At 55.3% G+C, this 26,172-nt stretch carries 23 protein-coding genes, 1 tRNA gene and 3 pseudogenes; 23 read left to right on the top strand and 4 right to left on the bottom strand.

What is annotated here, in order from left to right:
* The first annotated feature begins 3 nt into the window (after positions 1-3).
* The 17 genes and pseudogenes from LCD46_18880 (at position 4) to LCD46_18800 (ending at position 15,593) form a co-directional block, all read left to right on the top strand.
* Positions 4-849 (top strand): ABC transporter permease, encoded by an 846-nt coding sequence (locus LCD46_18880; GenBank protein ID UOY70090.1) that lies wholly within the window; start codon positions 4-6, stop codon positions 847-849.
* Positions 842-1,819 carry an ABC transporter ATP-binding protein gene (locus LCD46_18875; protein ID UOY70089.1) on the top strand — a complete coding sequence of 326 codons (978 nt, stop codon included), beginning with the start codon at positions 842-844 and terminating at the stop codon, positions 1,817-1,819. The genes LCD46_18880 and LCD46_18875 overlap by 8 nt, the downstream gene beginning before the upstream one ends.
* Positions 1,816-2,793, top strand: a complete 978-nt coding sequence (locus tag LCD46_18870) for an ABC transporter ATP-binding protein (GenBank protein ID UOY70088.1) — start codon at positions 1,816-1,818, stop codon at positions 2,791-2,793. Before LCD46_18875 ends, LCD46_18870 begins: the two co-directional genes overlap by 4 nt.
* A 112-nt stretch (positions 2,794-2,905) precedes the next feature.
* Entirely contained in the window at positions 2,906-4,768 is a 1,863-nt protein-coding gene (gene gss, locus LCD46_18865) for a bifunctional glutathionylspermidine amidase/synthase (protein ID UOY70087.1), read from the top strand.
* Between the two features lie 129 nt (positions 4,769-4,897).
* The gene (locus LCD46_18860) at positions 4,898-5,449 is read left to right on the top strand and encodes a peroxiredoxin (protein UOY70086.1); all 552 of its coding nucleotides are present in this window, start codon (positions 4,898-4,900) and stop codon (positions 5,447-5,449) included.
* A 20-nt stretch (positions 5,450-5,469) separates the two neighbouring features.
* A complete protein-coding gene (locus LCD46_18855) occupies positions 5,470-6,702 on the top strand; it encodes a thioredoxin family protein (GenBank protein ID UOY70085.1) in 1,233 nt (410 codons plus the stop codon).
* A gap of 20 nt (positions 6,703-6,722) precedes the next feature.
* Positions 6,723-7,280, top strand: a complete 558-nt coding sequence (locus LCD46_18850; GenBank protein UOY70084.1) for a sigma-70 family RNA polymerase sigma factor — start codon at positions 6,723-6,725, stop codon at positions 7,278-7,280.
* Positions 7,267-7,896, top strand: coding sequence for an NrsF family protein (locus tag LCD46_18845; protein ID UOY70083.1), 630 nt, complete (start codon positions 7,267-7,269; stop codon positions 7,894-7,896). The genes LCD46_18850 and LCD46_18845 overlap by 14 nt, the downstream gene beginning before the upstream one ends.
* A gap of 662 nt (positions 7,897-8,558) precedes the next feature.
* The gene (gene tssB / locus LCD46_18840; protein ID UOY70082.1) at positions 8,559-9,059 is read left to right on the top strand and encodes a type VI secretion system contractile sheath small subunit; all 501 of its coding nucleotides are present in this window, start codon (positions 8,559-8,561) and stop codon (positions 9,057-9,059) included.
* Between the two features lie 33 nt (positions 9,060-9,092).
* A pseudogene (locus LCD46_18835) lies at positions 9,093-9,803 on the top strand (type VI secretion system contractile sheath large subunit).
* Positions 9,802-11,097 (top strand): annotated as a pseudogene (locus tag LCD46_18830) (AAA family ATPase). Before LCD46_18835 ends, LCD46_18830 begins: the two co-directional pseudogenes overlap by 2 nt.
* Before the next feature lies 1 nt (position 11,098).
* Positions 11,099-11,668, top strand: a pseudogene (locus tag LCD46_18825) (type VI secretion system baseplate subunit TssF).
* Positions 11,632-12,717, top strand: a complete 1,086-nt coding sequence (gene tssG / locus LCD46_18820) for a type VI secretion system baseplate subunit TssG (GenBank protein UOY70081.1) — start codon at positions 11,632-11,634, stop codon at positions 12,715-12,717. Before LCD46_18825 ends, tssG begins: the two are co-directional and overlap by 37 nt.
* Entirely contained in the window at positions 12,695-13,240 is a 546-nt protein-coding gene (gene tssJ / locus LCD46_18815; GenBank protein UOY70080.1) for a type VI secretion system lipoprotein TssJ, read from the top strand. Before tssG ends, tssJ begins: the two co-directional genes overlap by 23 nt.
* Positions 13,240-13,710, top strand: coding sequence for a type VI secretion system baseplate subunit TssE (tssE, locus tag LCD46_18810; protein UOY70079.1), 471 nt, complete (start codon positions 13,240-13,242; stop codon positions 13,708-13,710). The genes tssJ and tssE overlap by 1 nt, the downstream gene beginning before the upstream one ends.
* A gap of 40 nt (positions 13,711-13,750) precedes the next feature.
* Positions 13,751-14,200 (top strand): hypothetical protein, encoded by a 450-nt coding sequence (locus LCD46_18805; GenBank protein ID UOY70078.1) that lies wholly within the window; start codon positions 13,751-13,753, stop codon positions 14,198-14,200.
* Between the two features lie 37 nt (positions 14,201-14,237).
* Positions 14,238-15,593 carry a type VI secretion system ImpA family N-terminal domain-containing protein gene (locus LCD46_18800; GenBank protein UOY70077.1) on the top strand — a complete coding sequence of 452 codons (1,356 nt, stop codon included), beginning with the start codon at positions 14,238-14,240 and terminating at the stop codon, positions 15,591-15,593.
* 213 nt (positions 15,594-15,806) lie between these two features.
* Here the strand turns inward: LCD46_18800 and LCD46_18795 are convergent.
* Together LCD46_18795 and LCD46_18790 are read right to left on the bottom strand one after the other, a co-directional pair.
* A tRNA-Phe gene (locus LCD46_18795) sits at positions 15,807-15,882 on the bottom strand.
* Between the two features lie 95 nt (positions 15,883-15,977).
* A complete protein-coding gene (locus tag LCD46_18790; protein ID UOY70076.1) occupies positions 15,978-16,694 on the bottom strand; it encodes a DUF554 domain-containing protein in 717 nt (238 codons plus the stop codon).
* 181 nt (positions 16,695-16,875) lie between these two features.
* On the opposite strand from LCD46_18790, the gene LCD46_18785 reads away from it, so the two are divergent.
* A complete protein-coding gene (locus tag LCD46_18785) occupies positions 16,876-19,011 on the top strand; it encodes an ornithine decarboxylase (GenBank protein UOY70075.1) in 2,136 nt (711 codons plus the stop codon).
* 42 nt (positions 19,012-19,053) lie between these two features.
* Here the strand turns inward: LCD46_18785 and LCD46_18780 are convergent, their stop codons facing one another.
* The gene (locus LCD46_18780; GenBank protein UOY70074.1) at positions 19,054-19,746 is read right to left on the bottom strand and encodes a response regulator; all 693 of its coding nucleotides are present in this window, start codon (positions 19,744-19,746) and stop codon (positions 19,054-19,056) included.
* Complete coding sequence (locus LCD46_18775; protein UOY70073.1) at positions 19,736-21,361, bottom strand: sensor histidine kinase; 1,626 nt, start codon at positions 21,359-21,361, stop codon at positions 19,736-19,738. The genes LCD46_18780 and LCD46_18775 overlap by 11 nt, the downstream gene beginning before the upstream one ends.
* A gap of 345 nt (positions 21,362-21,706) precedes the next feature.
* Between LCD46_18775 and LCD46_18770 the strand changes: the two genes are divergently transcribed.
* From LCD46_18770 to citE, 5 genes are read left to right on the top strand one after another with little or no spacing between them, the layout of a single operon-like run.
* On the top strand, positions 21,707-23,068 hold the full coding sequence (locus LCD46_18770) for a 2-hydroxycarboxylate transporter family protein (protein UOY70072.1): 1,362 nt from the start codon (positions 21,707-21,709) through the stop codon (positions 23,066-23,068).
* Between the two features lie 17 nt (positions 23,069-23,085).
* Positions 23,086-23,949, top strand: a complete 864-nt coding sequence (locus LCD46_18765) for a fumarylacetoacetate hydrolase family protein (protein UOY70071.1) — start codon at positions 23,086-23,088, stop codon at positions 23,947-23,949.
* Between the two features lie 13 nt (positions 23,950-23,962).
* Positions 23,963-24,985 carry a [citrate (pro-3S)-lyase] ligase gene (gene citC / locus LCD46_18760; GenBank protein UOY70070.1) on the top strand — a complete coding sequence of 341 codons (1,023 nt, stop codon included), beginning with the start codon at positions 23,963-23,965 and terminating at the stop codon, positions 24,983-24,985.
* 16 nt (positions 24,986-25,001) lie between these two features.
* On the top strand, positions 25,002-25,295 hold the full coding sequence (citD, locus tag LCD46_18755) for a citrate lyase acyl carrier protein (GenBank protein UOY70069.1): 294 nt from the start codon (positions 25,002-25,004) through the stop codon (positions 25,293-25,295).
* A complete protein-coding gene (citE, locus tag LCD46_18750; protein UOY70068.1) occupies positions 25,292-26,167 on the top strand; it encodes a citrate (pro-3S)-lyase subunit beta in 876 nt (291 codons plus the stop codon). Before citD ends, citE begins: the two co-directional genes overlap by 4 nt.
* The last annotated feature ends 5 nt before the right edge of the window (positions 26,168-26,172 follow it).

Raw genomic sequence — 26,172 nt, 5'->3', positions numbered from 1 at the left:
CGGATGAGCAGACGCTGGCAGCAGGTTCGTCACCAGCTGCGCCGCAACCGTCCGGCGCAGTTCTCCCTGTTTGTGCTTTTTATTTTCGTTGTCGCCGCGCTCTGTGCGGGCTTAAGTCCGTACGATCCGGATCGGATGGCGCTCGGCGCGCGCACGCTACCGCCGGATGCCGCGCACTGGTTCGGCACCGACGAGTACGGACGCGACTACTTCACCCGCGCGCTGTATGGCGGCCAGATCTCCCTGATGGCCGGTTTTCTCGCCATGCTCTTTTCCACGCTTATCGGCACGGTAGTGGGAACGGTGAGCGGCTATTTTGGCGGCTGGCTGGATAACCTGATGATGCGCGCCGTGGATATCCTGATGGCCATTCCGGCCTTCTTCCTGCTGCTGGTGGTGAATGCTTACCTCAAGCCGGGCGTGGATAACATCATTCTGATTATCAGCCTGCTGACGTGGATGAACATGTCGCGGCTGGTGCGTGCTGAAACCCTATCGGTGAAAGAGCGCGAGTACGTGCTGTATGCCCGCGCGTCGGGGGAGCATCCTCTGCGCATTATCATGCGCCACATTATTCCCGGCGTGCTGCCGACCATTATCGTGGCGGCCACGCTCAATATCGCCTCGGCCATTTTGATGGAGTCAACGCTCAGCTTCCTGGGGCTGGGCGTGCAGGCGCCTGCGGCGTCGTGGGGAAGCATGCTTAACAACGCGCAGTCTTACATTGGCGAGGCATCGTGGCTGGCGATGTTCCCCGGCATTCTGATCCTGTTGACGGTGTTCAGCTTTAACGTGCTGGGCGATGTATTTCGTACCGCCTTTGAGCCAGGAGCGAATCGCGATGAGTAACTTATTAGCGCTTGAGAACCTGCAAACCACGTTCCGCACCCGCGAGGGCGAGGTTCATGCGGTGCGCGGCGTGAGCTTTCAGGTGCAGCCGGGGGAACTTGTCGGCATTGTTGGCGAGTCGGGCTGCGGGAAAAGCGTCACCTGTAAGTCGATCATTCAGCTTCTGGGGAACAACGGACGGATCGCCGGGGGCAGTATCCGGTTCCAGAACGAGGATCTGGCGCAGAAAACCCCCGCGCAGATGCGCGCCATTCGCGGCAACGAGATCGCGATGATTTTCCAGGATCCGATGACCGCCCTGAACCCGGTGCTAACCATCGGCAAACAGATGGCTGAGATCCTGATGCGCAATAAAGGACTGACCAAAAAAGCGGCCAGGGCAGCGGCGATCGCCATGCTGGAACAGGTGGGTATTGCCGAGGCGGAACGCCGATACGACCAGTATCCGCACGAGTTCAGCGGCGGGATGCGCCAGCGGGTAATGATCGCAATTGCGCTCTCCTGCAACCCGAAGCTTCTTATAGCCGATGAGCCGACCACCGCGCTGGACGTGACCATTCAGGCGCAGATCCTGCGCCTGCTGAAAAGCCTGCAACAGCAGACCCAAACCGCGATTCTGCTGATCACCCACGATCTCGGTGTGGTGGCGCAGGTCTGCAGCCGCGTGGTGGTGATGTACGGTGGACTGGTGATGGAGGAGGGGAGCGTGGAAGATATTTTTTATCGCCCTGCGCATCCTTACACCCAGGGGCTGCTGGCCTCGCTGCCGCGCCCGGATGAGGTGAATCAACGTTTATCCCCGATTGAAGGTTCGCCGCCTGGCCTGCTTAACCCGCCGCCGGGCTGTCCGTTCGCGGAACGCTGCCCGAAACGCACGCCCCAGTGTGAACGGCAACCCGCATTTTACACCGCCGGAGAGGGGCATCGTGCTGCCTGCTGGCTATGGGCCGACAAGGAGATTCAGGCATGAGTGAACAACAGGCGCCATTAGTGAGCGTGCGCGATCTGCGCAAGCACTATCCGCTCAACGGCGGTTTGCTGCGTAAAGGCGCGGCCGTGAAAGCGGTTGATGGCGTGAGCTTTGATATCCAGCCCGGCGAGACGTTTGGCCTGGTGGGGGAGTCCGGCTGCGGGAAATCTACCCTCGGGCGTGCCATCCTGCGCCTTTTCGATATCACCTCTGGTGAAATCCACTTTGCCGGGCAGGCGATCGCCCACGCCCGTGAAAAAGAGCTCAAGCCGCTGCGTAAGCGGATGCAGGCGATTTTTCAGGATCCTTATTCCTCGCTCAACCCCGGAATGACCGTGCGACAGCTGGTGGCCGAACCGATGCAAATCCACGGCTACAGCCGCGAAGAACAGCGGGAGCGTATGGAAACGCTGCTCTATAAAGTGGGGCTGAAACACGAACACCTTGAACGGTTCCCGCATGAGTTCAGCGGCGGACAGCGTCAGCGCATCAGTATTGCCCGTGCGTTGTCCGTGCATCCTGAATTTGTGCTGTGCGATGAACCGCTCTCGGCGCTGGACGTCTCGGTGCAGGCGCAGGTAGTGAATATTTTGCAGGACCTGCAGCAGGAGCTGGGGCTGACCTATCTGTTCATCGCCCACGATCTCTCCATGGTGCGCCATATCTCCAGCCGCATTGGCGTGATGTATCTCGGTAAACTGGTGGAGGTCGCACCCGCGAATGAGCTGTATCAGCGTCCGGCGCACCCTTACACCCGCGTGCTGCTGGCGGCGGTTCCCCAGCCCGATCCGCGCATTCGCAATCTCGAAGATGCAACCCTGCGCGGCGACATTCCTGGCCCCACGTCCGCGCTCGCGGGCTGTAAGTTCTGCAGCCGCTGCCCGCACGCCATGCCGGTTTGCCAGACGCAGGAGCCTGCCATGCAGGAGATTGCACCAGGACATTTCGCGGCATGTTGGTTGTTTAACATGTAATTAATGTGCCTTGCAGGTGTATGATAAATCCACCTCTGTCAGGTTAATTACAACGTGCAGACGACGACAACCCTTTCAAAAAATTGCCGCCTGCCTGTTTTAGGTTGGATACATGCGTAAAGGAAAGTTAAGCAGTGACGCGCCATTCGGGACGTTATTAGGCTATGCGCCGGGTGGCGTGGCGATTTACTCTTCAAATTACGGCAGTCTCGATCCGCGTAAGTACCCGGAAGATGCGGATTTTCGCAGCTACATCGGCAATGAATACATGGGCCACAAGTGGCAATGTGTTGAGTTTGCCCGCCGTTTCCTGTTCCTCAACTATGGTTTCGTTTTTACCGATGTCGGCATGGCGTGGGAGATCTTCTCCCTGCGCTTTTTGCGCCAGGTAGTGAACGATAACATTCTGCCGTTACAGGCCTTTTCCAACGGTTCGAAACGCGCGCCGCGAGCCGGAGCGCTGCTTATCTGGCAAAAGGGTGGGGAGTTTCATGAGACCGGCCACGTAGCGGTGATCACCCAGCTCCTGGACGATAAGGTCCGTATCGCGGAGCAGAACGTCATTCACTCACCATTGCCGCTTGGGCAGCAGTGGACGCGCGAACTGCGTTTGAGCGTCGAGAACGGGTGCTACACCATTCATGACACCTTCAACGACACTGAAATTCTCGGCTGGATGATCCAGACGGACGGCACGGAACACAGCATTCCCCAGCCGGAAATCGACGGTGCGCTGTTGAAAATCAGCGGCGCGCGGTTGAAAAACAAACGTCAGTTCGACGGTAAATGGCTTAACGAAAACGACGCGTTGCAGCAGGCATATGTCCGCGCGAACGGCCACTTTATCAATAAAGATCCCTGCCAGTACTTCACCATTACCGAAAGCGCCGAGCAGGAGCTGATCAAAGCGACTAACGAACTGCACCTGATGTACCTGCATGCGACCGACAAAGTGTTGAAAGACGACAACTTACTGGCACTTTTCGACATCCCTAAAATTCTCTGGCCACGTCTGCGCCTCTCCTGGCAGTGGCGCCGTCACCATATGATTACCGGTCGTATGGATTTCTGCATGGATGAGCGGGGCATTAAGGTCTACGAGTACAACGCTGATTCCGCGTCCTGCCACACCGAGGGCGGACTAATTCTCGAAGAGTGGGTGAAAAACGGCTATCGCGGCAACGGACATAACCCGGCGGAAGGGCTGCTGGAAGAGCTAACCGGGGCGTGGAAACACAGCCACGCGCGTCCGTTTGTGCACATCATGCAGGACAACGATGTCGAGGAGGATTATCACGCGCTGTTTATTCAGCGTTCTCTGCTGCAGGCCGGGTTTGAAACCAAAATTCTGCATGGGCTCGGCGCACTGAGCTGGGATGCTGCCGGACAGCTGATTGACGACGAAGGCCGTCACGTGAATTGCGTGTGGAAGACCTGGGCGTGGGAAACCGCGATCGAACAGATCCGCGAGGTGAGCGAAACCGAGTATGCCGCCGTGCCGATCCGCACCGGACATCCTGAAGGCGAAGTGCGCCTGATTGACGTCCTGCTGCGCCCGGAAGTTCTGGTGTTTGAACCGCTGTGGACGGTTATTCCCGGCAACAAGGCAATCCTCCCGGTACTCTGGCAGCTGTTCCCGAATCATCGTTACCTGCTTGATACCGATTTTGAGGTTAACGACCTGCTGAAACAGACCGGCTATGCCGTTAAACCGATTGCCGGACGCTGCGGCAGCAATATCGATCTGATCAGCCCTGAGGATGAGCTGCTTGATAAATCCAGCGGCAAGTTTGTCGACCGCAAAAACATCTACCAGCAGCTGTGGTGCCTGCCAAACGTTGATGGCAAGCACATTCAGGTCTGTACCTTTACCGTGGGCGGTAACTACGGCGGAACCTGCCTGCGCGGCGACGACTCGCTGGTGGTGAAGAAAGAGAGCGATATTGAGCCATTGATTGTGGTGAAAGATGAATAGCCTCCGCAGAGCGTAAGCAAAGATCCGCAAGCGACCCTTGCGGATTTTTTTTATCCGTGAGCGAAACCTTCAGGCGTTAGCGTGCGAACTATTATTCATACAGCACCTTTTTCTCTGATGGAGCCGCCCATGATACGTTTGAATACCTTGTTAGCCGCCGCCGTTCTGAGTCTTTCCCTTTTCACCCTTCGTGCCCATGCTGCCCTTGAAGCCGGTGCGAAAGCGCCGGATTTCAGTTTGCAGGGGGCGCTTGGCGGCAAACCGCTCACCTTCTCTCTTCAGCAGGCGCTGCAGAAAGGCCCGGTGGTGCTCTATTTCTTCCCGGCGGCATTTACCAAAGGCTGCACCCTTGAGGCTCATGCTTTCGCTGAAGCGACGGATGACTTCAGGAAACTGGGCGCAACCGTGGTGGGGGTAACTGCCGGGAATGTCGATCAGGTGGATGAATTCTCGAAGCTGGAGTGTCGCGATAAATTTGCCGTTGCGGCTGACCCTGGCGCGAAAGTGGCAGCCGAATACCAGACGTTGATGCAGATGAACGGTAAAACGGTGTCTGACCGTACCTCATTCGTTATCGCGCCGGATGGCAAAATCCTGCTGAGTTATACCGATCGTAACCCTGACGAGCACATCCAGAAAACCATGGATGCCGTGAAAAAATACGCAAATTCGCACTCGTAATTTAGCCGTCGGGGTTTGCTATGTTAACAGCCATGCTGGCCGCCTTTGTGGGCGGCATTATTCTCAACTTTATGCCCTGCGTGTTCCCGGTCATTTCCCTTAAGGCGTTAGGGATTTTACGTCATCAAGGCGATACCCGGAGCGCGCGCACCGAAGGGATTGGGTTTCTGCTGGGTGTGATTTTTACCATGCTGGTCTTAGCAGGCGTACTGCTGGCGCTGCGGGCGGGTGGAATGGCTGTTGGCTGGGGGTTCCAGCTTCAGTCTCCGCTGGTCATTGCTGCACTGGCGCTGGTTATTCTGGGGGCGTCACTGAACCTGCTCGGTGTGTTTGAGGTGGGGCTATCGCTTCAACGAGCAGGGGAAATCTCGGTCGGGCGCGGCGCGTTTACCCGCTCAGCATTAACCGGTGCGCTGGCGATTGTGGTCGCGACACCGTGCTCAGCGCCCTTTATGGCCGGGGCGGTAGGGTATGCGCTGGTGCAGACTCCGGCCGTTTCGCTGGGTATTTTTCTCGCGCTGGCACTCGGGTTCGCGGCACCGTTTACTCTGATCTCACTCTTTCCGGCTATTGCCGAACGCTTGCCCCGACCAGGTGCCTGGATGGATATCCTTAAGCATGGTCTGGCATTCCCAATGCTCGGTGCCTTTGCCTGGCTGGTGTGGGTACTTACACAGCAGGCAGGTACGACGGCGTTGGCGGCTCTGCTTGCGAGTGCGGTGGTGGTGAGCTTTGCGGCGTGGTTGTACGGTATGGCACAGCGCAGACGCTATACCGGTCAGCCCTATAAAGTGCTGTTGGCGGTCACCGCGGTGCTGTTGATTGCGGCTATCGGCCCGCTACCGGGTGTGATGCACACCCAGTCCTCTCAGCCGGAAGTGCTGAGCGCAGAAAACATCACGCGGGTAACGTGGTCACCGCAGACGGTAGAAAAGATGCGCGGGCATGGCAAAGCCATTTTTGTGGATTTTACGGCGTCGTGGTGTATCACCTGCCAGGTGAACGAGCGAACGTCACTCTCAACCGCGGCGGTGAAACAGGCCCTGGCCGAAACGGGAACGGTCTATATGGTGGCGGATTCCACCAGGTTTAACGCCGATATTGATGATGCGATGAACACCTTCGGGCAGGGTGGGTTACCTCTCTACGTGGTTTACCCTGCAGATGGTAGCGCACCGAAAGTGCTTCCTCAGGTTCTGACGCCCTCAATTGTCGTTAACGCCCTGAATCAGGCATCCGGTAAAAAAGCATGAGGTAACTGCCATGGCGAAAAATGGATAGCGGTTTAGCGCCGCGTGAAGCCTGGCCCGCGCTAATGGCTCGCGCTCAGGCGGGCGAACGCGAGGCTTATACACAGTTGTTGCGGGCTATCGTCCCGGTGATCCGGGCGATTGTTCGCAAGCAGATTTCCGACAGCGTGCTGGTGGACGACGTTATTCAGGACGTCCTGTTAACGGTTCACCGGGTGCGGCATACCTACGATCCTGTCTGTCCTTTTTTGCCCTGGTTGATGGCTATCGCCCGGGCCAGAACCGTTGACGCATTACGCAGGCGTGGCCATCACTGGCTACGTGAAACGGATGATGGGCAGATTGCAGAGGAGGTCTCTGACAACACCCCGGAAGATGAAGAAAGGGAAGAAGAGTTGGCGATGATATTAGACCAGCTTCCTTCGCGTCAGCGCCAGATTGTGGAGCATATCCATCTACAGGAAATGAGTCTTGCGGAGGCTGCTGCTCGTCATAATTTAAGCATTGCTGCCGTGAAATCGTTACTACACAGAGCACTAACCAACCTTCGCCGGATGGGAGCGAACCATGGCCGATCATAATCTTTTAATTGCAAAACTCAGTCAGGATGCCAGTCCGATACGTCGGCCCTGGGCAAGCAACCGACGCGTTGTCGCGTGGCTGCTGATGGCACTGCCGTGTGGCTGGTTAAGCAGTCTGGTATTTCAGCGTGTGGCAACGGACTGGACGCAATCCGGCGCAATACTGGCGGCGTTTCAGCTTATTCTGGCATTTGTCATGGGGACACTGGCCATTCGCAATGCGTTTCTGCTGAGTATTGCCGGGCGTAAGCTGTTGGGCTGGAAAGGGTTCGCACCGTTGATTGCACTCTGGCTGGGGGGCGTGGTGTTAAGCCTCGGACGGACGCATATTCAGGCCCATCATCCCGACGAGGTGAATTGCTATCTGTTTATGATGGCGGTCAGCACACCAATGGTCGCGATTGTGATCGCGTATTTACGCAGAACGCGGACGTTGTATCCGTTGCGCACGCTAGCTATCGCTGGAGCGGGGGTGTCCTGTATGGCGCTGACGTTACTGTCATTTTGCCATCCGGTGGAGGTACATCCATTGGATTTTCTGCTGCATGTGGCGGCGGGAGTGACGATTGTGGCGGCGACAATGGCTATTGGATGGCGGTGGGTCAGAGTAAGGTGAATTCAAACGCATCGCCGGAGCGTGATTGCATTGCTCACAGCGGTAATTATCTTATATTTTTTTCGATACTCTTCTGTAGTGGACTACTGATATATATTTTTTGTGAATAATTTCGTGTGTGTTAAATGATCTTGTAAATGAATTAATGTTGCACGCCATGCTGGGTGTGCATGCTATTTTAAACATGCTCATTCCCTTCCAATCTCTCATTTTTTTAAAAAAGTACAAAATCAGATATTTCACGAGTTAGGTGAGATTTTGCTCGATTTCATCCCTAAGTTAAATTGAGCGCTTACTAAGCAGCCTTATCCCATGGGGTTTACATGGATGTCTTAAAGAAAATTCTTATAAATCAGAATGATGATCTTTTTTTTGTTAAATTTTAATCTGTAACTTTCTGTTACATATTTTCATTTCCAGTCCCGTAGGGAACGTTCCTACACTCACCGCTAGTGGGTCTTATCCGAAATTTTTTATTTCAGAGAAATACCCAAAATACAGTGTCGACATGCTGGTGAATAGAATGCGCTCGCTTTTAACTCCGGGATTTTGATTCTCGTCGGATTATGTGAACCAGGAAGATGTTCTGGCTGGGTTTGCCATTCTTATTAAATTCTCGCTGGTATTGATCGTATTTATAACTCCATAGAACAGGGACAGCTATGTCTAACTCTTCCTATCAATCCGAAATTCCTAAGGCACGTATTAATCTAAAACTGGATCTGCATACCGGTGGCGCGAGCAAGAAAACGGAGCTTCCTCTGAAATTACTGGTAGCTGGCGATTTCAGTCATGGCCAGGAGTCCGCGTCATTATCCGAGCGTAAAAAAGTTAATCTCAACAAAAATAACTTTGACTCTGTGCTTTCCGAATATTCCCCAAAAGTAAATCTGACCGTGAAAAACACGCTTGCCGGTGATGGCAGTGAAGACAATATCAGTCTGACATTCCAGAGCATGAAGGATTTCACACCGGAACAGGTCTCACGACAAATTCCACAGCTGAAGGCGATGCTGTCCATGCGTAATTTGCTGCGTGATTTAAAAGCAAACCTGCTGGATAACCAGGCATTCCGAAAGGAGCTGGAAAAAATTCTCCTCGACCCGGAATTAAGCGCAGAACTCAGAACTGAGCTGTCAGCTCTGGCTCCGAAACAGCCATAACGGTCACGTTGTTTAAACGGATTAATAAGGAAGATGTTGATGTCTGTAAAAAATGAGAATGCCGCTGGTGGCGAGAGTGTGGTGCTTGAACGTCCTGCAGCTGGTGGGGTTTACGCGTCTCTGTTTGAGAAAATCAATCTGAACCCGGTGTCTGAACTGAGTGCACTGGATATCTGGCAGGACGCGCAGGCGATGTCGGATGCGACTGCGGATGAGCGTTTAACGGCGGGAATGCAGGTGTTTCTGGAGTGCCTGACAAAATCGGGATCAAAAGTTGAAAAACTCGACAAAAACCTGATTGACCATCATATCGCAGAGCTGGACTACCAGATTAGCCGTCAGCTTGACGCTGTCATGCACCATGAAGACTTTCAGGCGGTAGAAAGTCTGTGGCGCGGCGTTAAATCCCTTGTCGACAAAACCGATTTCCGCCAGAACGTGAAAGTCGAACTGCTTGATATGTCTAAAGAAGATCTGCGTCAGGACTTCGAAGACAGCCCGGAAATTATCCAGAGCGGATTATATAAACAGACATACATTGATGAGTATGACACGCCGGGTGGAGAGCCTATTGCTGCGCTGATTTCCGCATACGAATTTGACGCGTCTGCACAGGACGTTGCCCTGTTGCGTAACATCTCGAAAGTCTCAGCTGCCGCGCATATGCCGTTTATCGGCTCTGCAGGTCCGAAATTCTTCCTGAAAGATACCATGGAAGATGTCGCGGCCATCAAAGACATTGGTAGACGAGCCGGACGATGACACTGCTTGCCTGATGTTGCGCGGCCTGAAATCTCGCTACGCCGAACATCACAACGTGCATATCACAGACGATGCGGTCCGTGCCGCGGTCACGCTCTCCCGTCGCTACCTGACCGGCCGCCAGTTGCCGGACAAAGCAGTTGATCTGCTGGACACCGCCGCTGCGCGCGTGCGTATGAGCCTCGACACTATGCCGGAACAACTGACCCGCATTCGCGCGCAGATTACCTCTCTTGAAATGGAGAAGCAGGCGCTGCTGGAAGATATTGCGGTCGGCAATCAGTGCCACGGTGAACGCCTGACCGCCATCGAGCAGGAAGAGAACGACCTTATCGTCGGGCTCGACGAACTGGAAACCCAGTACGGTCAGGAGTTGAAACTCACCGAACAACTGCTGGAATGCCGCCAGGACATCTCCCGCCAGAGCGAGACCCACGCGCTGCAACAGGAACTCAATCAAATGCAGCGCAGCAACCCGCTGCTCTCCGTTGATGTGGACGTACGCACCGTTGCCACCGTGATTGCAGACTGGACGGGCGTACCACTCTCCTCGCTGATGAAGGACGAGCAAACTGAGCTGTTAACTCTGGAAAACGAAATCGGCAAGCGCGTAGTTGGGCAGGATGTGGCGCTGACCGCCATCGCCCAGCGCTTGCGTGCGGCGAAAACCGGGCTTACGTCCGAGAACGGTCCGCAGGGCGTGTTCCTGCTGGTTGGCCCGAGTGGCGTCGGTAAGACTGAAACCGCGCTTGCACTGGCAGACGTGATGTACGGCGGTGAAAAATCGCTGATTACCATCAACCTGTCCGAGTACCAGGAGCCGCACACTGTTTCCCAGTTGAAGGGCTCGCCTCCGGGTTACGTCGGTTACGGACAGGGCGGGATTCTCACTGAAGCGGTGCGTAAGCGCCCTTACAGCGTGGTACTGCTCGATGAAGTGGAAAAGGCGCACCGAGACGTCATGAACCTGTTCTACCAGGTGTTCGATCGCGGTTTTATGCGTGATGGCGAAGGCCGAGAAATCGACTTCCGTAACACCGTCATTCTGATGACCTCGAATCTTGGCAGCTACCACCTGATGCAGTTGCTCGACGAACAGCCGGAGGCCACCGAAGGCGATCTCCACGAACTGCTGCGTCCGATACTGCGAGACCACTTCCAGCCGGCGCTGCTTGCCCGCTTTCAGACCGTGATTTACCGCCCGCTGGCGGAAGCGGCTATGCGCACCATCATTGAGATGAAGCTCGCACAAGTCAGCAAGCGCTTACATCGCCACTAACCACACGGTGCCGGAGGATGAAAGCCTGTCGCTGACGCTCACGGGCACCAACGGACAGCTACCTCGCCGTGCGCTGCAGAGCACTGTGCTTGATACGCTAATGAAAACCACCTCGACCAGTATTGCCGTCCGTAACCTGTGTGCGCCGACGTTACCCTGTTATCCCCCGGCACAGGATCGTTTTCACTGGCGCGTGCTGAGTCATCTTGGCAGCGGCTTCCTGTCGATGATGGACAACGCGGAAGTGTTACGCGGAACCCTGGCGCTGTACGAGTGGACCGACAGCGAGATGAACCGCCGTCGTCTGGAAGCCATCATTGATGTGAAACACAGTGAAACCGAGCGCTTCGAGCAGGGATACCTGGTGCGCGGCGTGCAGATTGAAGTGACGCTGGACAGCCACGGCTTTGCCGGACGCGGCGACATCTGCCTGTTTGGCGAGATGCTGAGCCGCTTCTTCGCGCTATATACCGATATCTATCTGTTTAACCGCCTGATTATTATCCTGCAACCGACTGGAGAGCGCCTGGAATGGGAAGAGAAGCACAACCGCCGTATTCCCGGCTGACTCCGAGGCTGGAGGCTGATCTTAACCGGATAAACTTTTACCGTTTCTGCCAACTGCTGGAGAAACTGAATCCGGACCGGCCGCTGATGGGCTCAACCAGCCATCCTGGTGATGACCCGGTGCGATTTGCACCCCATCCCGGAATGGGCTTTCCGGCGAGCGAACTCAAATCCGTTGAGTATGACGAAGAGGATGACAGTAAACCACCGCTCATCCGCGCCACGTTTATGGGGATGTACGGCGTGGATTCGCCGCTGCCAACCGCCTATCTCGACGACATCGCCCAGCGTCGGGAAGGGCATGAGGCGCTACAGGGCTTTCTGGATATCTTCAGCCACCGCATCCTGACGCAGTTTTATCGCATATGGCGAAAATATTCCTACCCGGCCACATTCGAGCCTGGCGGGACTGACAGCATTTCGCAGTCGTTGCTGGGTTTGGTGGGGCTGGGCATTCCGGGCACCGCAGAACAGATTGCCACCCCGGTATCCCGTTTTCTGGCGCTGCTGGGTGTGCTGCGCCAGCCGGGAAAAACCCAGGAGGGGATGCAGGCGCTGGTGACCCTGCTGGCCCCGGAGACCTCCGTCAGGGTTAGTCCTTACTGTCTGCGTCCGGTCGAGGTCAGTCGGCCTCTGGGCTTTTATGACGATGATGATTTTCTGCTGGACGGCAATACGCCGCTCGGTGACGAAGCAATGGATGCCAGCAGCCAACTGCTGATTGCACTCAAGACGGATAACGAACATGAAGCGCAGGGGTGGAAGCCGGACAGTCTGCTGTATCAGGACTTTCTGGTGATGCTGCGGGTGTATCTGGGCTGGCGCTTTAAGGCAAAAATCACCCTGACTACCCGGACCCGACTGCTGGCCGCTCCACCGCTCGGCAATGGTCCTTTCTGGTTGGGCATGAACGGCGTACTGGGTGTGGAGGGGGATGATCTCCCGGATGATATCCCTCAGACCTTTACGACCGAACTGGGTTACTACACCGGGCTGGAGCCTGCGAAACCACAACAAGGAAACCGACGTGTTACGTACAAGTTTAACTAAAAAAGCGCGCTGGCTGTTACCCCTGCTGGCATTCAGCCTGGCAGGCTGCGGGGTGACGCAGAGCGTTACCGATGGCACCAAATCAGCATTTAACGCCGTGTTCTACAAAAAGATTAAGGTGTTGCACCTCGATTTCACCGCCCGTGAAGCGCTGAACACCGATTCCCGCGAGAGTAACTCGCTGTCTGAGCCGGTGGTGGTCCGTATCTACCAGTTGAAAGACCGCAAAACCTTCGACAAAACGATCTACCAGCAGTTGCTGAAAGACGGGGAGACCATTCTGAAAGCTGACCTGCTGGCGAGTCGTGATGTGGTGGTTAAGCCGGGCGGTGATGCTAACCTGAATATGCCGATGGAGGCCGATGCACAGTTTGTGGCGGTGGTGGGTCTGTTCCGTCACCCGGACATGGTCAACAACACCTGGAAGCTGGTGATGGGGCGTGAAGAACTTGACCCGGATAAGCCGCGCATTCTGGAAGCCGGTAACAATCATCTGACGCTGCAACCTCTCAAGGACGACTGATGCCCCAGGGACACAACACACCTTCATTGTATGAAATGCTGACCGGCAACTTCACCGGAGGCCTCGACCTCCATCAGGTCAGCGAGCAAAATCAGGTGATTTTGTCCGTGCTCGATAACATGCAGCGGATCCTCAACTGTCGTACCGGCACGCTGGCGCATCTGCCAGACTATGGTCTGCCTGATTTGACCAAAATTCTGCAGGGGATGCCGGGTACCGCACACCAGTTGCTGCAGATCTTCTCCGGGGTGCTACTCAAATACGAACCGCGCCTGAAAAGTATCAATGTCATTCTGCTTGACCAGGAAATCCCCGGCGAATTGCGTTACGCCATTGATGCCGAGCTAAAAGGCATCGGCCTTGTCCGCTACGGCACGGAGTTTATGCCGGAAGGGCGAGTGCTGATTCGCCACCTCAAACAGCAGAATTATCTCGATACCAAATCCCATATACAGGGCTCATTTATCTGACGAAAACCACAGGGAAAGTATGTCAGCCAAAGCACGATTTATGAAAAAACTGCAGGAGCAGCCCCGCAGCCGCGTTTTTGACAGCAAAAGTCAGGCCGATATTGCCGAGTTTTGTGAGCGAATGAACCAGCTTCAGGAAACAATGGAAAGCTGGCTCAGCGGGATGGGCATCAGCATTGAAGCGATGCCGGTGTCGGTTCTCGACGCCTTTGCGGGCAACCATTCCTTCACCGTCCCCGCTATTGCTTTGCGTTATGGAAACCGATTGGTGAAATTTACCCCTGTGTTTTTGTACGGGCAGGGTGTGACGGGGGGGATCGAAGTGACGCTATGCAGTGACGGTCGCATTACGCCGTTATACCGCCTGTTTATGCGTTCGGGAGAGGATGCGAACTGGTCATTCAGTACATTTGGCCGCCCGGCGGCTCCCCGAACGGTATTCAGTGAAAATGCATTTTTCGACATGATTAGCGTACTGCTACCAGAGTAAACCTCGCTTTCTGCTTATCCTCAGGGATGGAACCACTATGCACGATGTTCAACCTCGCCCGGTGAAAACCGGCAGTGACCCACGTCAGCTACCTGATTTTATTGCGCTGCGCGATGAGATGGCCAAACTCACCCATCCGGCACGTCCCGACGTGAACTGGTCGCAGGTGGAGGCGCTATCGCTCTCATTATTTGAGCTAAATGGCGTCGAGTTACAAACCGGTGCGTGGTATACGCTTGCACGTAGCCACCTGGCCCGTATCAATGGCCTGAATGAAGGGCTGGCTATCCTGAATGCCCTGCTGAGCCATCAATGGGCGCAGTTCTGGCCGCAACCGATTCATGCTCGCGCAGAAATCCTCAACGGGCTTTTGCAGCGCTTGCAGAAGCTTTTTCGCACATTTTCACTCGATCATGGTGATTTGTCTGCGCTAGTGCAGACAGAAGGGCTGCTACGATCCATCAATGATATTTTGGTGCGTCAGGAGCTGAAACATGTCTGCCTGACTGCGCCGCTGATGCAGCAGATACAAGGTGCGTTGACACGTCTTGAAAACAGCTCGGCACAAGACAGTGGACTGCAGGCGGTGACGCTGCCACCACAGGCGCTGGTCGCGGAATCGGCCCTGGAAAAACCCTCTTCTGCCAGCCGCCTGGTGTACGTTATTCGTCCTGAGCCAGAGTTGAATGTGCAGGTCGTGCATGCGGCAACACCGCAGCCGAAGCGCTGGCCGGTGTTTCTGGCGGGGGTCTGTTCCGCATTGGTGTTGAGTTCTATTGCACTCACTGGCTGGCACTATATATCCAGGGTAGATGAGGCTACGGATGCGCTTGCAGCTTCGGTGGCTCCTCTTCCTCAGGCGCTGAGCAGTGCTCAAGTGCAGACACTTCAGCAATCTGATAAAGACAAACTTGACCCTACAGGCTGGCTGAAAAATGCATCATTGCAGCTGGACAGTCTGGCCGCACTTCCTCCTGACTGGATATATCAGTATGGCAATGGGTTGCTGGCACAGGCAAAAGTGCTGTGGCCCCAGAAACCCGAAGTCGCTGAACTACAGCAGAAGTGGCAACAACGACAGGCCGAAAACAAACTCTCTGCAAGCGCATTAACTGGCTGGCATGAAGGCATGCAGCAACTTCAGGTGTTGGCCGACAGGCTCAATACGCTGGACGGACAGAAAGGCAAATACATCACCGTCAGCGAACTGAAATCCAGCGTCTACCAGATGATGAACAGCTTTAGCCAGACGATCCCTCTGGAGGAGCAACTACGTGTGATGCAGGGCCAGCAGGGCGATGCCGCACTGGTTACGCAACAGCAAATTCAGCGTCATTTGAACGGGGTGACTCAGTTATTTGCGGAGCAAAAATCTCCCCCTGTAACGCCTTAAAAAGGTGATGACAGCTTCGGTTTGGCAAACAGAAAGGAGGCACTGCAGGAGAAGTAGAATTGTCGAAGACATGATTAGCAAAGTGGAAAGCACTGCAGAAAAAGATCGGGTAACTCGGGATGAAATGATTCTGGTGGTTGCGACGATAATGAAAGCGATGATGGGGCTTAAAACGAAAAACGGACGTCTTTCGACGTCCGTTAATACTGAATTTGGTGCCCGGACTCGGAATCGAACCAAGGACACGGGGATTTTCAATCCCCTGCTCTACCGACTGAGCTATCCGGGCAACGGGGCGCATTAAACCCGATCTGCCCCCGGTCGTCAACGAAATTTGTTGTTTTCGTTACAGACTGCGCAATCTCTCACCATTTCGCCGCAAACTTAAGCGAAAAGGTGCGTCCAGAGCGCAGAGAGCGGCATGGCGATCAATAGTGCAGGCAGCATATTCACCACGGCAAACATCTTAATTCCGCAGATGCGCAACCCGGTTGCCAGCAGGAGCAGTCCGCCAACGGCAGTGAAATCGGCCATCATCGCCGGCGTTGTCAGCGGGAGAATCAATGTGGCGCAGGTGGCGAGCGCCAGCTGGATTATCAGCATCGGGACGCAAATCACCGCAACGGCGACGCCAAGGGTAGTGGCGAAAATGGTGGCGGTGAAGAAATCGAGAAACGCTTTCGCAATCAATATGCTCGGGTCGCCAGTCATCCCTTCCTGCATCGAACCAAAAATCCCCGTACCGCTGGCGCAAAACAGAATAATGATTGCTACATAGTTCTGAATAAACGACTCGTGCGTGCCGTGTTTCGCTTTGCCGCCTGGTCGGGAAATCAGGTTTTTGGCTCTACTCACCGCACTGTTAATGCCTTTTTCCAGATAGCAGAATTCGCCAATCAGCGCGCCGAGCAGGGTCGCCAGCACCATCACCGGCAGGTTGGCGCATTTGATCACCAGCAGAATGCCAATCCCTGACGACGCCAGACCGAATATAGAAGGCATAGATGAGCGAATACGCTCCGGCAACCGCTGACTCAACACTGCGCCGAGAACACCGCCCAGCAATACGGCTCCCGCATTGATAAATGGCCCGATAACCACGCTTAACTCCTGTTACTTAATCATTGGTATTGCATGATTATGACATGTTAGTGCTGCATTACGCTTGGCTTTGGGTGGTTTAATGCATAATGATTCCTTCTTGCACCTGAAAATAAAAGGTGACATTATTGCGCGAATTTTCTCCTCCCTGTCTCACCACTCGGTGAGGGTAACTGCGCTTATGAAAACCATGAAAATCGCCGTCAGCCGCGAGCTGCTCTCTTCTGTGTCTACGCACCGTGAAAAGGTGACGCTGGACAATACTGATTTCACCGATGTGGCGGCAGTCGTTATTTCGACGGCTGACAGTCGCAGCGGCATTCTTGCGTTGTTGAAACGTACGGGCTTTCAGTTACCGGTGTTCATTTTCTCGCAAGAGCCAATGGAAGTGCTGGATGGCGCGGCCGCGGTTATCTCGGGAAAAGCTCAGGAGTTTCTGGAACTCGAAACTGCAGCCAGCCGTTACGAAGAGAATCTGTTGCCACCCTTTTTCGACACCCTGAGCCAGTATGTGGAAATGGGCAACAGCACCTTTGCCTGCCCGGGACACCAGCACGGTGCATTTTTCAAAAAACACCCAGCAGGGCGGCAGTTCTATGATTTCTTCGGGGAGAACGTGTTCCGCGCCGATATGTGCAATGCTGATGTGAAACTGGGCGATCTTTTGATCCACGAAGGGTCCGCTAAGCACGCGCAAAAGTTCGCGGCAAAAGTGTTCAACGCGGATAAAACCTACTTTGTGCTGAACGGTACGTCGGCGGCCAACAAGGTCGTGACCAACGCGCTGTTGACCCGCGGCGACCTGGTGCTTTTTGATCGCAACAACCATAAATCTAACCACCACGGGGCGCTGATCCAGGCGGGGGCCACGCCGGTTTATCTGGAGGCTGCACGTAACCCGTTTGGTTTTATTGGCGGGATTGACGAGCACTGCTTTAATGACGCTTATTTGCGGGACCTGATCCGCGAGGCGGCTCCGGAGAAAGCCGACGAGGCGCGTCCATTCCGCCTGGCGATCATTCAGCTTGGCACCTACGATGGGACGATCTACAACGCCCGTCAGGTGATCGACAAGATCGGTCATCTGTGTGACTACATCCTTTTTGACTCGGCCTGGGTGGGCTACGAGCAATTTATTCCGATGATGGCGGAATCATCCCCGCTGTTACTGGAGCTGAACGAGAACGATCCGGGCATTTTCGTGACCCAGTCGGTGCATAAACAGCAGGCCGGGTTCTCGCAAACCTCTCAGATCCATAAAAAGGATAACCATATCCGCGGCCAGGCACGTTTCTGTCCGCACAAGCGGCTGAACAATGCGTTTATGCTGCATGCCTCCACCAGTCCATTTTATCCGCTGTTCGCAGCGCTGGATGTGAATGCCAAGATCCACGAAGGGGAAAGCGGACGCAGGCTGTGGGCGGAGTGCGTCGAGCTGGGTATTGAAGCGCGCAAGGCAATCATTGCCAACTGTCATATGATCAAACCGTTTATCCCACCAGTGGTGGCGGGGCGGCCGTGGCAGGATCATCCGACGCATGCCATCGCCAGTGAGCTGCGCTTCTTCAGCTTTGAGCCGGGTGCCAAATGGCACGGGTTTGAGGGGTATGCCAGCGAGCAGTACTTTGTCGACCCGTGCAAGCTGCTGCTGACCACGCCGGGCATTGATGCCGAAACGGGGGAGTACACGGATTTCGGGATCCCGGCGACGATTCTGGCACACTACCTGCGTGAAAACGGTATCGTGCCGGAGAAATGCGATCTCAACTCGATCCTGTTCCTGCTGACGCCCGCCGAAAGCAGCGAGAAGCTGGCGCAGCTGGTGGCGATGCTGGGGCAGTTTGAACAGCATATCGAAGACGATACGCCGCTGGCTGACGTGCTGCCGACGATCTTCCAGAAATACCCGGTGCGCTATCGGGATTATACGCTCCGACAGCTGTGTCAGGAGATGCACGATCTCTACGTCAGCTTCGACGTGAAGGATTTGCAGAAGGCGATGTTCCGCAAGGAGAGCCTGCCGGAGGTGGTGATGAATCCGCAGGATGCCAACCAGGCGTATATTCGCGGTAACGTAGAGCTGGTGCGCATACGAGATGCAGAAGGACGCATTGCTGCCGAAGGGGCGCTGCCATACCCGCCAGGCGTACTGTGCGTGGTACCGGGTGAAATCTGGGGCGGGGCGGTACAGCGTTACTTCCTGGCGCTGGAGGAGGGCATTAACCTGCTGCCGGGCTTCTCGCCGGAACTTCAGGGTGTGTACAGCGAGAAGGATGCCGATGGGATCAAGCGGCTGTATGGGTATGTGTTGAGATAGTGCAGGCTGTTGCCCTCTCCCTGTGGGAGAGGGCACATTTCATCAAACCGCACTACGCCTGTACATCCTCCTCGGATGCCCAATCTTGCCGTACAGCATCTCCACCGTCAGAAACCCCGCTTCCACACAGTGCTCCAGATAGCGCCGGGTAGTAGTTTTACTTAACCCGGTTTCCTGTACCACCTCATCGACTGAAAAACAGTGTGTGGCCTGATCGTTAAACAGCGCCTGCACCCGCGCCAGCGTATTTTCCTCAATGCCTTTGCTGCCGTTGTCCTGGCGGTAGTTTTTCGCCTGTAGCTGATACAGCGAATCCACGTTTTGCTGGTCGACAATCTTCCAGACGCGCTGTTGCTCGGCGAATTGGACAAACCGCTCCAGCGACTGGCTGAGCCGCTTCCAGGAGACGGGTTTGAGGATGTAGTCGAACGCGCCATTACGAATCGCCTGGCTGCAGGTGTCCATATCGCTGGCGGCGGTGATGAAAATCACCGAGCAGTTGGCACGGGCGAGCATGGGGTTATTGATAAGCGAGATACCTTTGCCATCAGGCAGATAGTTATCCAGCAGCACGAGCTGCGGCTGTTTGCTTTCAAGCTCTGCCTGGGCTGCAGCCAGCGACGAGGCAATGCCCACCAGCCTCAGACGCGGATGCTTGCCTATCAGCTCCGCGTGCAGCTGCGCCAGCTCGTTCTCGTCTTCCACAATCAGTACGTCGATAAGTTCATGTCGCATAGTCGGTGTTTTCCAGTTGCCGGGCGGTTCCCGTGGCCGGGATAAACAAGGAGAAAATGGCGCCGCGCGGGGTATTATCGGCAACTTCTATCGCGCCGCCAGCCTGCGTAACATAGCTTTCGATCAGATACAGGCCAATCCCATGATCGCCGCGCGTTTTGGTGGTGATACCGCGTTCAAATATCCTGTCACGGATCTCCGGTTGAATGCCCACGCCCTGGTCCGCCACTTCAATAATCAGCTCCTGTTCGCTGAGCTTAATCAGTACCTCCACCGGCGCGTGGGGCAGTGGCGACCGCTGCGTCGCTTCAATGGCGTTATCCAGCAGGTTACCAATAATTGAAATCAGCTCTTGCTCCCCAAGGGGCAGGAACTGTCTGTCCAGTCGACAGGCCGGGTCGAAACTCAGTTCGACACCTTTCTCCCGCGCGCGGGCGGCTTTCCCCAGCAGCAGACCGCACAGAGTTGGAGAGCTGAAGCGAGAGGAGATAAAGTCCAGCAACTCCTGGGCGTGTTCAGACTGCGCCTGAATGTAGCCAATCGCCTCTTCATAGCGTCCCATATGCAGCAGGCCGGACAAGGTCGTCATCCGGTTTAACTGCTCGTGGCGCATAATGCGCAGGTTATCTACATAGCGTTTTACCTGGCTGAGCTGGGCGCTAAGCGAGTCTATTTCATTGCGATCGCGGAACGTGATCACCCAACCCTGCAGCGACCCCTCAAGCATGATGTGCACCCGGCTGGCAATCACCGTGAGATCGTTAAAACGGCAAATCTCGTCGTGGGTATCTTTCGCCAGCATCGTCTGGGTGTCGAAGAACGGGACCGGATCGATCACCTGGCTTATCAGCTGTCCGCGCAGCTCGCGGGCCGGCTGGCTCAGACCCAGCAGTTTGCGCGCTGCCTGGTTGATCACTTCAATGCGCCGCCGATCGTCAATGGCAATCACCCCTTCATAAATAGACTCCATCATCGCCTTTTGCTGGCGCACCAGCAGGCCGATCTCTCGCGGTTCGAGGGAGAAAATCTGCTTCTTAATGCTGCGGGTAAAGAACCAGGAGAAGATGAAGAGGGCTATCAGCAACAGCACGGCGGCAATCAGGATATTGACGACTTTACTGACGGTAACGGTCTCAAGGTAGCTGGTGAGATAGCCTACCGAAACAATGCCCACTACCTGCCCGGCATCGTTGAAAATGGGGGCTTTACTGCGTAACGAAATGCCCAACCCTCCTTTACGGATGGTGGTGGTACTTTTTCCCTGCAAAACGGCTTCGTTGTCTCCGCCAACCAGCGTAGTACCAACTCTGTCAGCAAAAACGGAATGAAAAAGGTGCTGTCCCTTATTATCTCCAATCACAATAAAGCTGGCGTCACTGTGTGAAGCTATTTTCTGCATAAAGTCGTGAATGCTTTTGATATCTTTTTGTTCAACTTCATCACGTAATGTAGGAATAATCGCAATTTCTTCTGCCTGTATTTTGGCTCGCGCACTCATTTCCTGATAAAGCTGTTTACCGACGTCGACATAATAATATCCGCCCAGTAACGCAAAAAGTACTGAGAAAAAGGCAACCAGCGAAATAAACAGCTTGATCTGGAAAGATACTTTCATAACTATCACGCGAGGTAGCAACAAAGAAAGCCAATATATCATCTTTTCTCGAGTGGATGACCGCTTTGCCGAAAACTTGTGATCCCTTGCACAGCAGGGGCTATAAAAGATTTATCCGGAAGACTTATGCGCTTTAGAGCGCGCAAAAAAATGTTATTTGTTTGTTCAAATCGGAAAAGAAACCATAAAAACCACGATAATAAATAAGGTGTAAATCACATTAAATAAAAGAAACCATTAAAACCATAGCTGCCATTAAAACTTCGCTTTTAATATGCCATCCCTCACATAAAGTAAGCCTTTGTGACTCTAAGCTGAATACACAAAATAACTAAGGGGCTTATTATGAGCACAACTGACGATTCTTTCTCTGTTACCCACGACCCGATTGAAATTCAGCGACCTTCGCTCAAAGAGCGCTGGTGGCATATTATGGATACCTGGAAAGTGGGGATTATTCCTCTGCCGCTGTTCGTTCTGGCGGGTGCGCTGATTGCGATTGATTGTCTGGGCGGGAAACTGCCGAGTGATATCGTGGTAATGGTGGCGACGCTGGCTTTCTTTGGCTTTGCCTGCGGCGAGTTTGGCAAACGCCTGCCGATTGTCGGCAAGCTGGGCGCGGCGGCGATTTGCGCCACCTTTATCCCTTCCGCGCTGGTCTATTACGGCCTGCTGCCGGATGTGGTGGTCGAGTCCACGACCAAGTTCTACAAATCTACCAACATTCTCTATCTCTACATCTGCTGCATCATTGTCGGCAGCATCATGAGTATGAACCGCACGGTACTGATTCAGGGCTTCCTGCGCATCTTCTTCCCGATGCTGTGCGGCGAAATCGTCGGCATGCTGGTGGGAATGGGGGTCGGTCTGGCGCTGGGTCTTGAGCCATTCCAGATCTTCTTCTTTATCATTCTACCGATTATGGCGGGCGGCGTTGGGGAAGGGGCGATCCCGCTCTCTATCGGTTATGCCACCCTGTTGCATATGGACCAGGGCGTGGCGCTCGGTCGCGTGTTGCCGATGGTGATGCTCGGTGGTCTGACGGCGATCATTATCTCCGGCTGCCTTAACCAACTGGGTAAACGCTACCCACACCTGACCGGTGAAGGCCAACTGATGCCAAACCGCGCCAATGCGGATACCTCCGTCTCTCAACCTGCCTTCTCCGGTAAAGCGGATGTCACCACGATTGCTTCTGGCGCGCTGCTGGCGGTACTGCTCTACATGCTGGGGATGCTCGGTCACAAACTGATTGGTCTGCCCGCACCGGTTGGCATGCTGTTTATGGCGGTACTGGTGAAGCTGTGCAACGGTGCTTCCCCGCGTCTGCTGGAAGGTTCTCAGGTGGTCTACAAATTCTTCCAGACCTCAGTGACTTACCCGATTCTCTTCGCCGTTGGCGTGGCGATCACCCCGTGGCATGAGCTGGTGGCCGCGTTCACAGTGAGCAACCTGTTAGTCATCGTCAGCACTGTTTCTGCACTGGTGGCGACCGGTTTCTTCGTCGGTAAAAAGATTGGTATGCATCCGATTGATGTCGCCATCGTCTCCTGCTGCCAGAGCGGCCAGGGCGGTACCGGCGACGTGGCGATCCTGACCGCAGGCAACCGTATGAGCCTGATGCCATTCGCCCAGATTGCAACCCGTATCGGCGGCGCGATTAACGTCTCTATCTCACTGCTGATTCTGGGCAACTTCCTCGTTTAAGTTTTCAGGAAAGAACAATGAAACTCGCAAGCTTTTTATTCCAGGGAAAACGCAGCTACGGCATCGTGCAGGCCGAAGGTGTAATTGATTTAGGTCGCCGTCTGGGCGACCGCTACAGCGACCTTAAAGCGCTGTTGCAGGGCAACGGGCTGGCGCAGGCCACCCGTTATCTGAACGATGCCGTGGATGTACCTCTGAATGCCATCACCTTCTTACCGGTAATTGAGCAACCGGAAAAAATCCTCTGCGTGGGCATGAACTACGCCGATAAGCGCAAGGAGTTTGACCAGCATAACCCGGCCCCGACGCTGTTTGTACGCTTCCCGGATTCCCAGACCGGCCACAACGAGCCGGTACTGAAACCGCGCCATTCCAGCGAATTTGACTATGAAGGCGAGCTGGCGGTGATCATCGGCAAAGGCGGGGAGAACATCAGCCGTGACGACGCGCTGCGCCACGTTGCAGGTTACAGCTGCTACATGGACGGTTCCGCCCGCGACTGGCAGCACACCTGGTTCACCGCCGGGAAAAACTGGCGTCAGACCGGAGCGTTTGGCCCATGGATGGCGACGGCCGATGAGATCCCGGACCCGCATCAGCTGGCGATCCGCACCTGGCTGAACGGCCGTATGGTGCAGGAGGACAATACCAGCAGCATGATCCACAAGGTCGCGGAGCTGATCGAGTACATCAGCACCTTTACCCGCCTCAGCCCAGGCGATGTGATCATCACCGGCTCCCCTGGCGGTGTGGGTAAAAAACGCAACCCGCCGCTGTTTATGAAAGAGGGCGATCGCATTGAGGTGGAGATCGAGCATATCGGTCATCTGAGCAATGTGATCATGGAAGCGCCAGCCACCGGGCTTGCGGTAGCACACTAAGTAAGGCGGCAGTATGCAATCGCAACCCATTGATTTTCGCCACACCCTCGTGGCGAAACACCCGGAACGCTTAAGCCAGATCCGTTACCTGCTGGCAGACAGCGGCCTTGGCCTGGACAACGACATTGAGCTGTTTGTCGAAGCCTGGTCCGGCACGCAGTTAGTGGGTTGTGTCGGACTCGCCGCAAACGTCATCAAGTGTGTGGCCGTAAACGAGCAGCTTCGTGGGGAGAACCTCAGCGCGCGCCTGCTGGCAGAGGTGCAAAATGCGGCGCTGGAGCGCGGCCATTTTCACCTCTTCCTCTGCACCCGCCCGTGCAACAGGGAGCGCTTTGCCCGCAGCGGCTTCTGGCCGATTGCGCAGAGCGGCAACAACGCCGTACTGATGGAGAACACCCCGCAGGGGATTGAGCGCTACTGCCGATCTCTGCGCGCGAAGCGCAAGTGCGGGGAGAAGATTGGCGCGATAGTGATGAACGCCAATCCGTTCACTCTCGGCCATCGTCATCTGGTGGAGCAGGCGGCAGCGCAGTGTGACGCCCTGCATCTGTTCGTGGTGCGCGAAGACGCCTCGTTCTTCCCCTTCAGCGCACGCATCGAGATGGTGCGGGCGGGCGTGGCGCATCTGCCGAACGTGGTGGTGCATGAAGGCTCGCAGTACATCATCTCCCGCGCCACATTTCCGGCCTATTTCCTGAAGGAGACCGGCAAAGTGCAGCAGGCGTGGAGCGAAATCGACGTGCTGATCTTCCGGGACTTCATCGCCCCGGCGCTGGGGATTACCCATCGCTTTATTGGCTCGGAGCCATTTTGCGATATCACCCGTCAGTACAACCAGACGCTGCACGACCTGCTGGCCACGCATATCGAGGTGGTGGAGATGCCGCGCATCAAGGCCACCGGTAACGCTATTTCGGCGTCAGAAGTACGCCGCTTACTCAAGACACAGCAGTTTTCCCGGATCCGGGAGATTGTCCCGGACTCCACCTTCGCGCATCTCGAAACGCATTACCGTGCGAGTGCGGAAGTCGCTTAATTACCAGGAATTTATCATGAAAATTGTTAGGGAGGCGCTGGCCGGAACGCAGGAGTCCAGCGACCTGATGGTGAAAATCGCTCCCGCTCACGGCGAGCTGGAGGTTGTCATCCACAGTGAAGTTATTAAGCAGTTTGGCGAGCAGATCCGCCAGGTGGTCAACGACACATTGCGCGCTATGAACGTGCACCAGGGATTAATCATTATTGAAGATAAAGGGGCGCTGGACTGCGTGATCCGCGCCCGCCTGCAGAGCGCACTCCTGCGTGCTGCGGATGAACAGGCTATCAACTGGGGGGCGCTGAAATGAGCAAACTCCGTCGCAGCATGCTGTTCCTGCCTGGTGCTAACGCCGCCATGCTCTCAACCGCGTTTATCTACCGTCCTGACTCCATCATGTTTGACCTTGAAGACGCCGTCGCTCTGCGCGAGAAAGACACCGCCCGCATGCTGGTGTTCCACGCGTTGCAGCACCCGATGTACCAGGATATCGAAACCGTGGTGCGCATTAACCCGCTGAGCACGCCGTTTGGCTTGCTGGATCTGGAAGCCGCCGTGCGGGCTGGCGTGGACGTGATCCGTCTGCCGAAAACCGATACTCCGGATGACATCTACGAACTGGAAGGCCACCTGGAGCGCATTGAGCAAGAATGCGGGCGCGAGGTCGGTTCTACCCGTGTGATGGCGGCCATAGAGTCAGCCATTGGTGTGATTAACGCCGTGGCAATTGCCCGCAGCTCTCCGCGCTTGATCGGTATCGCGCTGGCCGCCTTTGACTACGTGATGGATATGCAGACCGAGCGCGGCGACGGCACCGAGCTGTTCTACGCCCGCTGTGCCGTGCTGCACGCCGCTCGTGCGGCAGGCATCGACGCCTTCGACGTGGTGTGGTCAGACGTTAACGACGAGGCCGGGTTCCTGCGCGAGGTCGATCTGATCCGCAAGATGGGCTTTAACGGCAAATCGCTGATTAACCCGCGCCAGATCGACCTGTTGCATAACGCCTACGCCCCGACGCAGGAAGAGGTGGATCACGCCAAAAGGGTGATTGAAGCGGCAGAAGAGGGCGAGCGCAACGGGCTGGGCGTGGTGTCGCTCAATGGCAAAATGGTGGATGCACCGATTATTAACCACGCGCAGGTGGTGCTGGAACGCGCGGCGGCTTCCGGCGTGCGTCGTTAAGGATG

The organism is Enterobacter ludwigii (assembly GCA_023023105.1).
GTDB lineage: Bacteria > Pseudomonadota > Gammaproteobacteria > Enterobacterales > Enterobacteriaceae > Enterobacter > Enterobacter adelaidei.
Note: the sequence above shows the minus strand (reverse complement) of the source record. Positions and strands in the feature narration are given on the sequence as shown.

Bases quoted from the DNA above. Each gene is read 5' to 3' on its own strand.
- LCD46_18880 (UOY70090.1), top strand. From the start codon at position 4: ATGAGCAGACGCTGGCAGCAGGTTCGTCACCAGCTGCGCCGCAACCGT.
- LCD46_18875 (UOY70089.1), top strand. From the start codon at position 842: ATGAGTAACTTATTAGCGCTTGAGAACCTGCAAACCACGTTCCGCACC.
- LCD46_18870 (UOY70088.1), top strand. From the start codon at position 1,816: ATGAGTGAACAACAGGCGCCATTAGTGAGCGTGCGCGATCTGCGCAAG.
- gss (UOY70087.1), top strand. From the start codon at position 2,906: ATGCGTAAAGGAAAGTTAAGCAGTGACGCGCCATTCGGGACGTTATTA.
- LCD46_18860 (UOY70086.1), top strand. From the start codon at position 4,898: ATGATACGTTTGAATACCTTGTTAGCCGCCGCCGTTCTGAGTCTTTCC.
- LCD46_18855 (UOY70085.1), top strand. From the start codon at position 5,470: ATGTTAACAGCCATGCTGGCCGCCTTTGTGGGCGGCATTATTCTCAAC.
- LCD46_18850 (UOY70084.1), top strand. From the start codon at position 6,723: ATGGATAGCGGTTTAGCGCCGCGTGAAGCCTGGCCCGCGCTAATGGCT.
- LCD46_18845 (UOY70083.1), top strand. From the start codon at position 7,267: ATGGCCGATCATAATCTTTTAATTGCAAAACTCAGTCAGGATGCCAGT.
- tssB (UOY70082.1), top strand. From the start codon at position 8,559: ATGTCTAACTCTTCCTATCAATCCGAAATTCCTAAGGCACGTATTAAT.
- tssG (UOY70081.1), top strand. From the start codon at position 11,632: ATGGGAAGAGAAGCACAACCGCCGTATTCCCGGCTGACTCCGAGGCTG.
- tssE (UOY70079.1), top strand. From the start codon at position 13,240: ATGCCCCAGGGACACAACACACCTTCATTGTATGAAATGCTGACCGGC.
- LCD46_18805 (UOY70078.1), top strand. From the start codon at position 13,751: ATGAAAAAACTGCAGGAGCAGCCCCGCAGCCGCGTTTTTGACAGCAAA.
- LCD46_18800 (UOY70077.1), top strand. From the start codon at position 14,238: ATGCACGATGTTCAACCTCGCCCGGTGAAAACCGGCAGTGACCCACGT.
- LCD46_18785 (UOY70075.1), top strand. From the start codon at position 16,876: ATGAAAACCATGAAAATCGCCGTCAGCCGCGAGCTGCTCTCTTCTGTG.
- LCD46_18780 (UOY70074.1), bottom strand. From the start codon at position 19,746: ATGCGACATGAACTTATCGACGTACTGATTGTGGAAGACGAGAACGAG.
- LCD46_18775 (UOY70073.1), bottom strand. From the start codon at position 21,361: ATGAAAGTATCTTTCCAGATCAAGCTGTTTATTTCGCTGGTTGCCTTT.
- LCD46_18770 (UOY70072.1), top strand. From the start codon at position 21,707: ATGAGCACAACTGACGATTCTTTCTCTGTTACCCACGACCCGATTGAA.
- LCD46_18765 (UOY70071.1), top strand. From the start codon at position 23,086: ATGAAACTCGCAAGCTTTTTATTCCAGGGAAAACGCAGCTACGGCATC.
- citC (UOY70070.1), top strand. From the start codon at position 23,963: ATGCAATCGCAACCCATTGATTTTCGCCACACCCTCGTGGCGAAACAC.
- citD (UOY70069.1), top strand. From the start codon at position 25,002: ATGAAAATTGTTAGGGAGGCGCTGGCCGGAACGCAGGAGTCCAGCGAC.
- citE (UOY70068.1), top strand. From the start codon at position 25,292: ATGAGCAAACTCCGTCGCAGCATGCTGTTCCTGCCTGGTGCTAACGCC.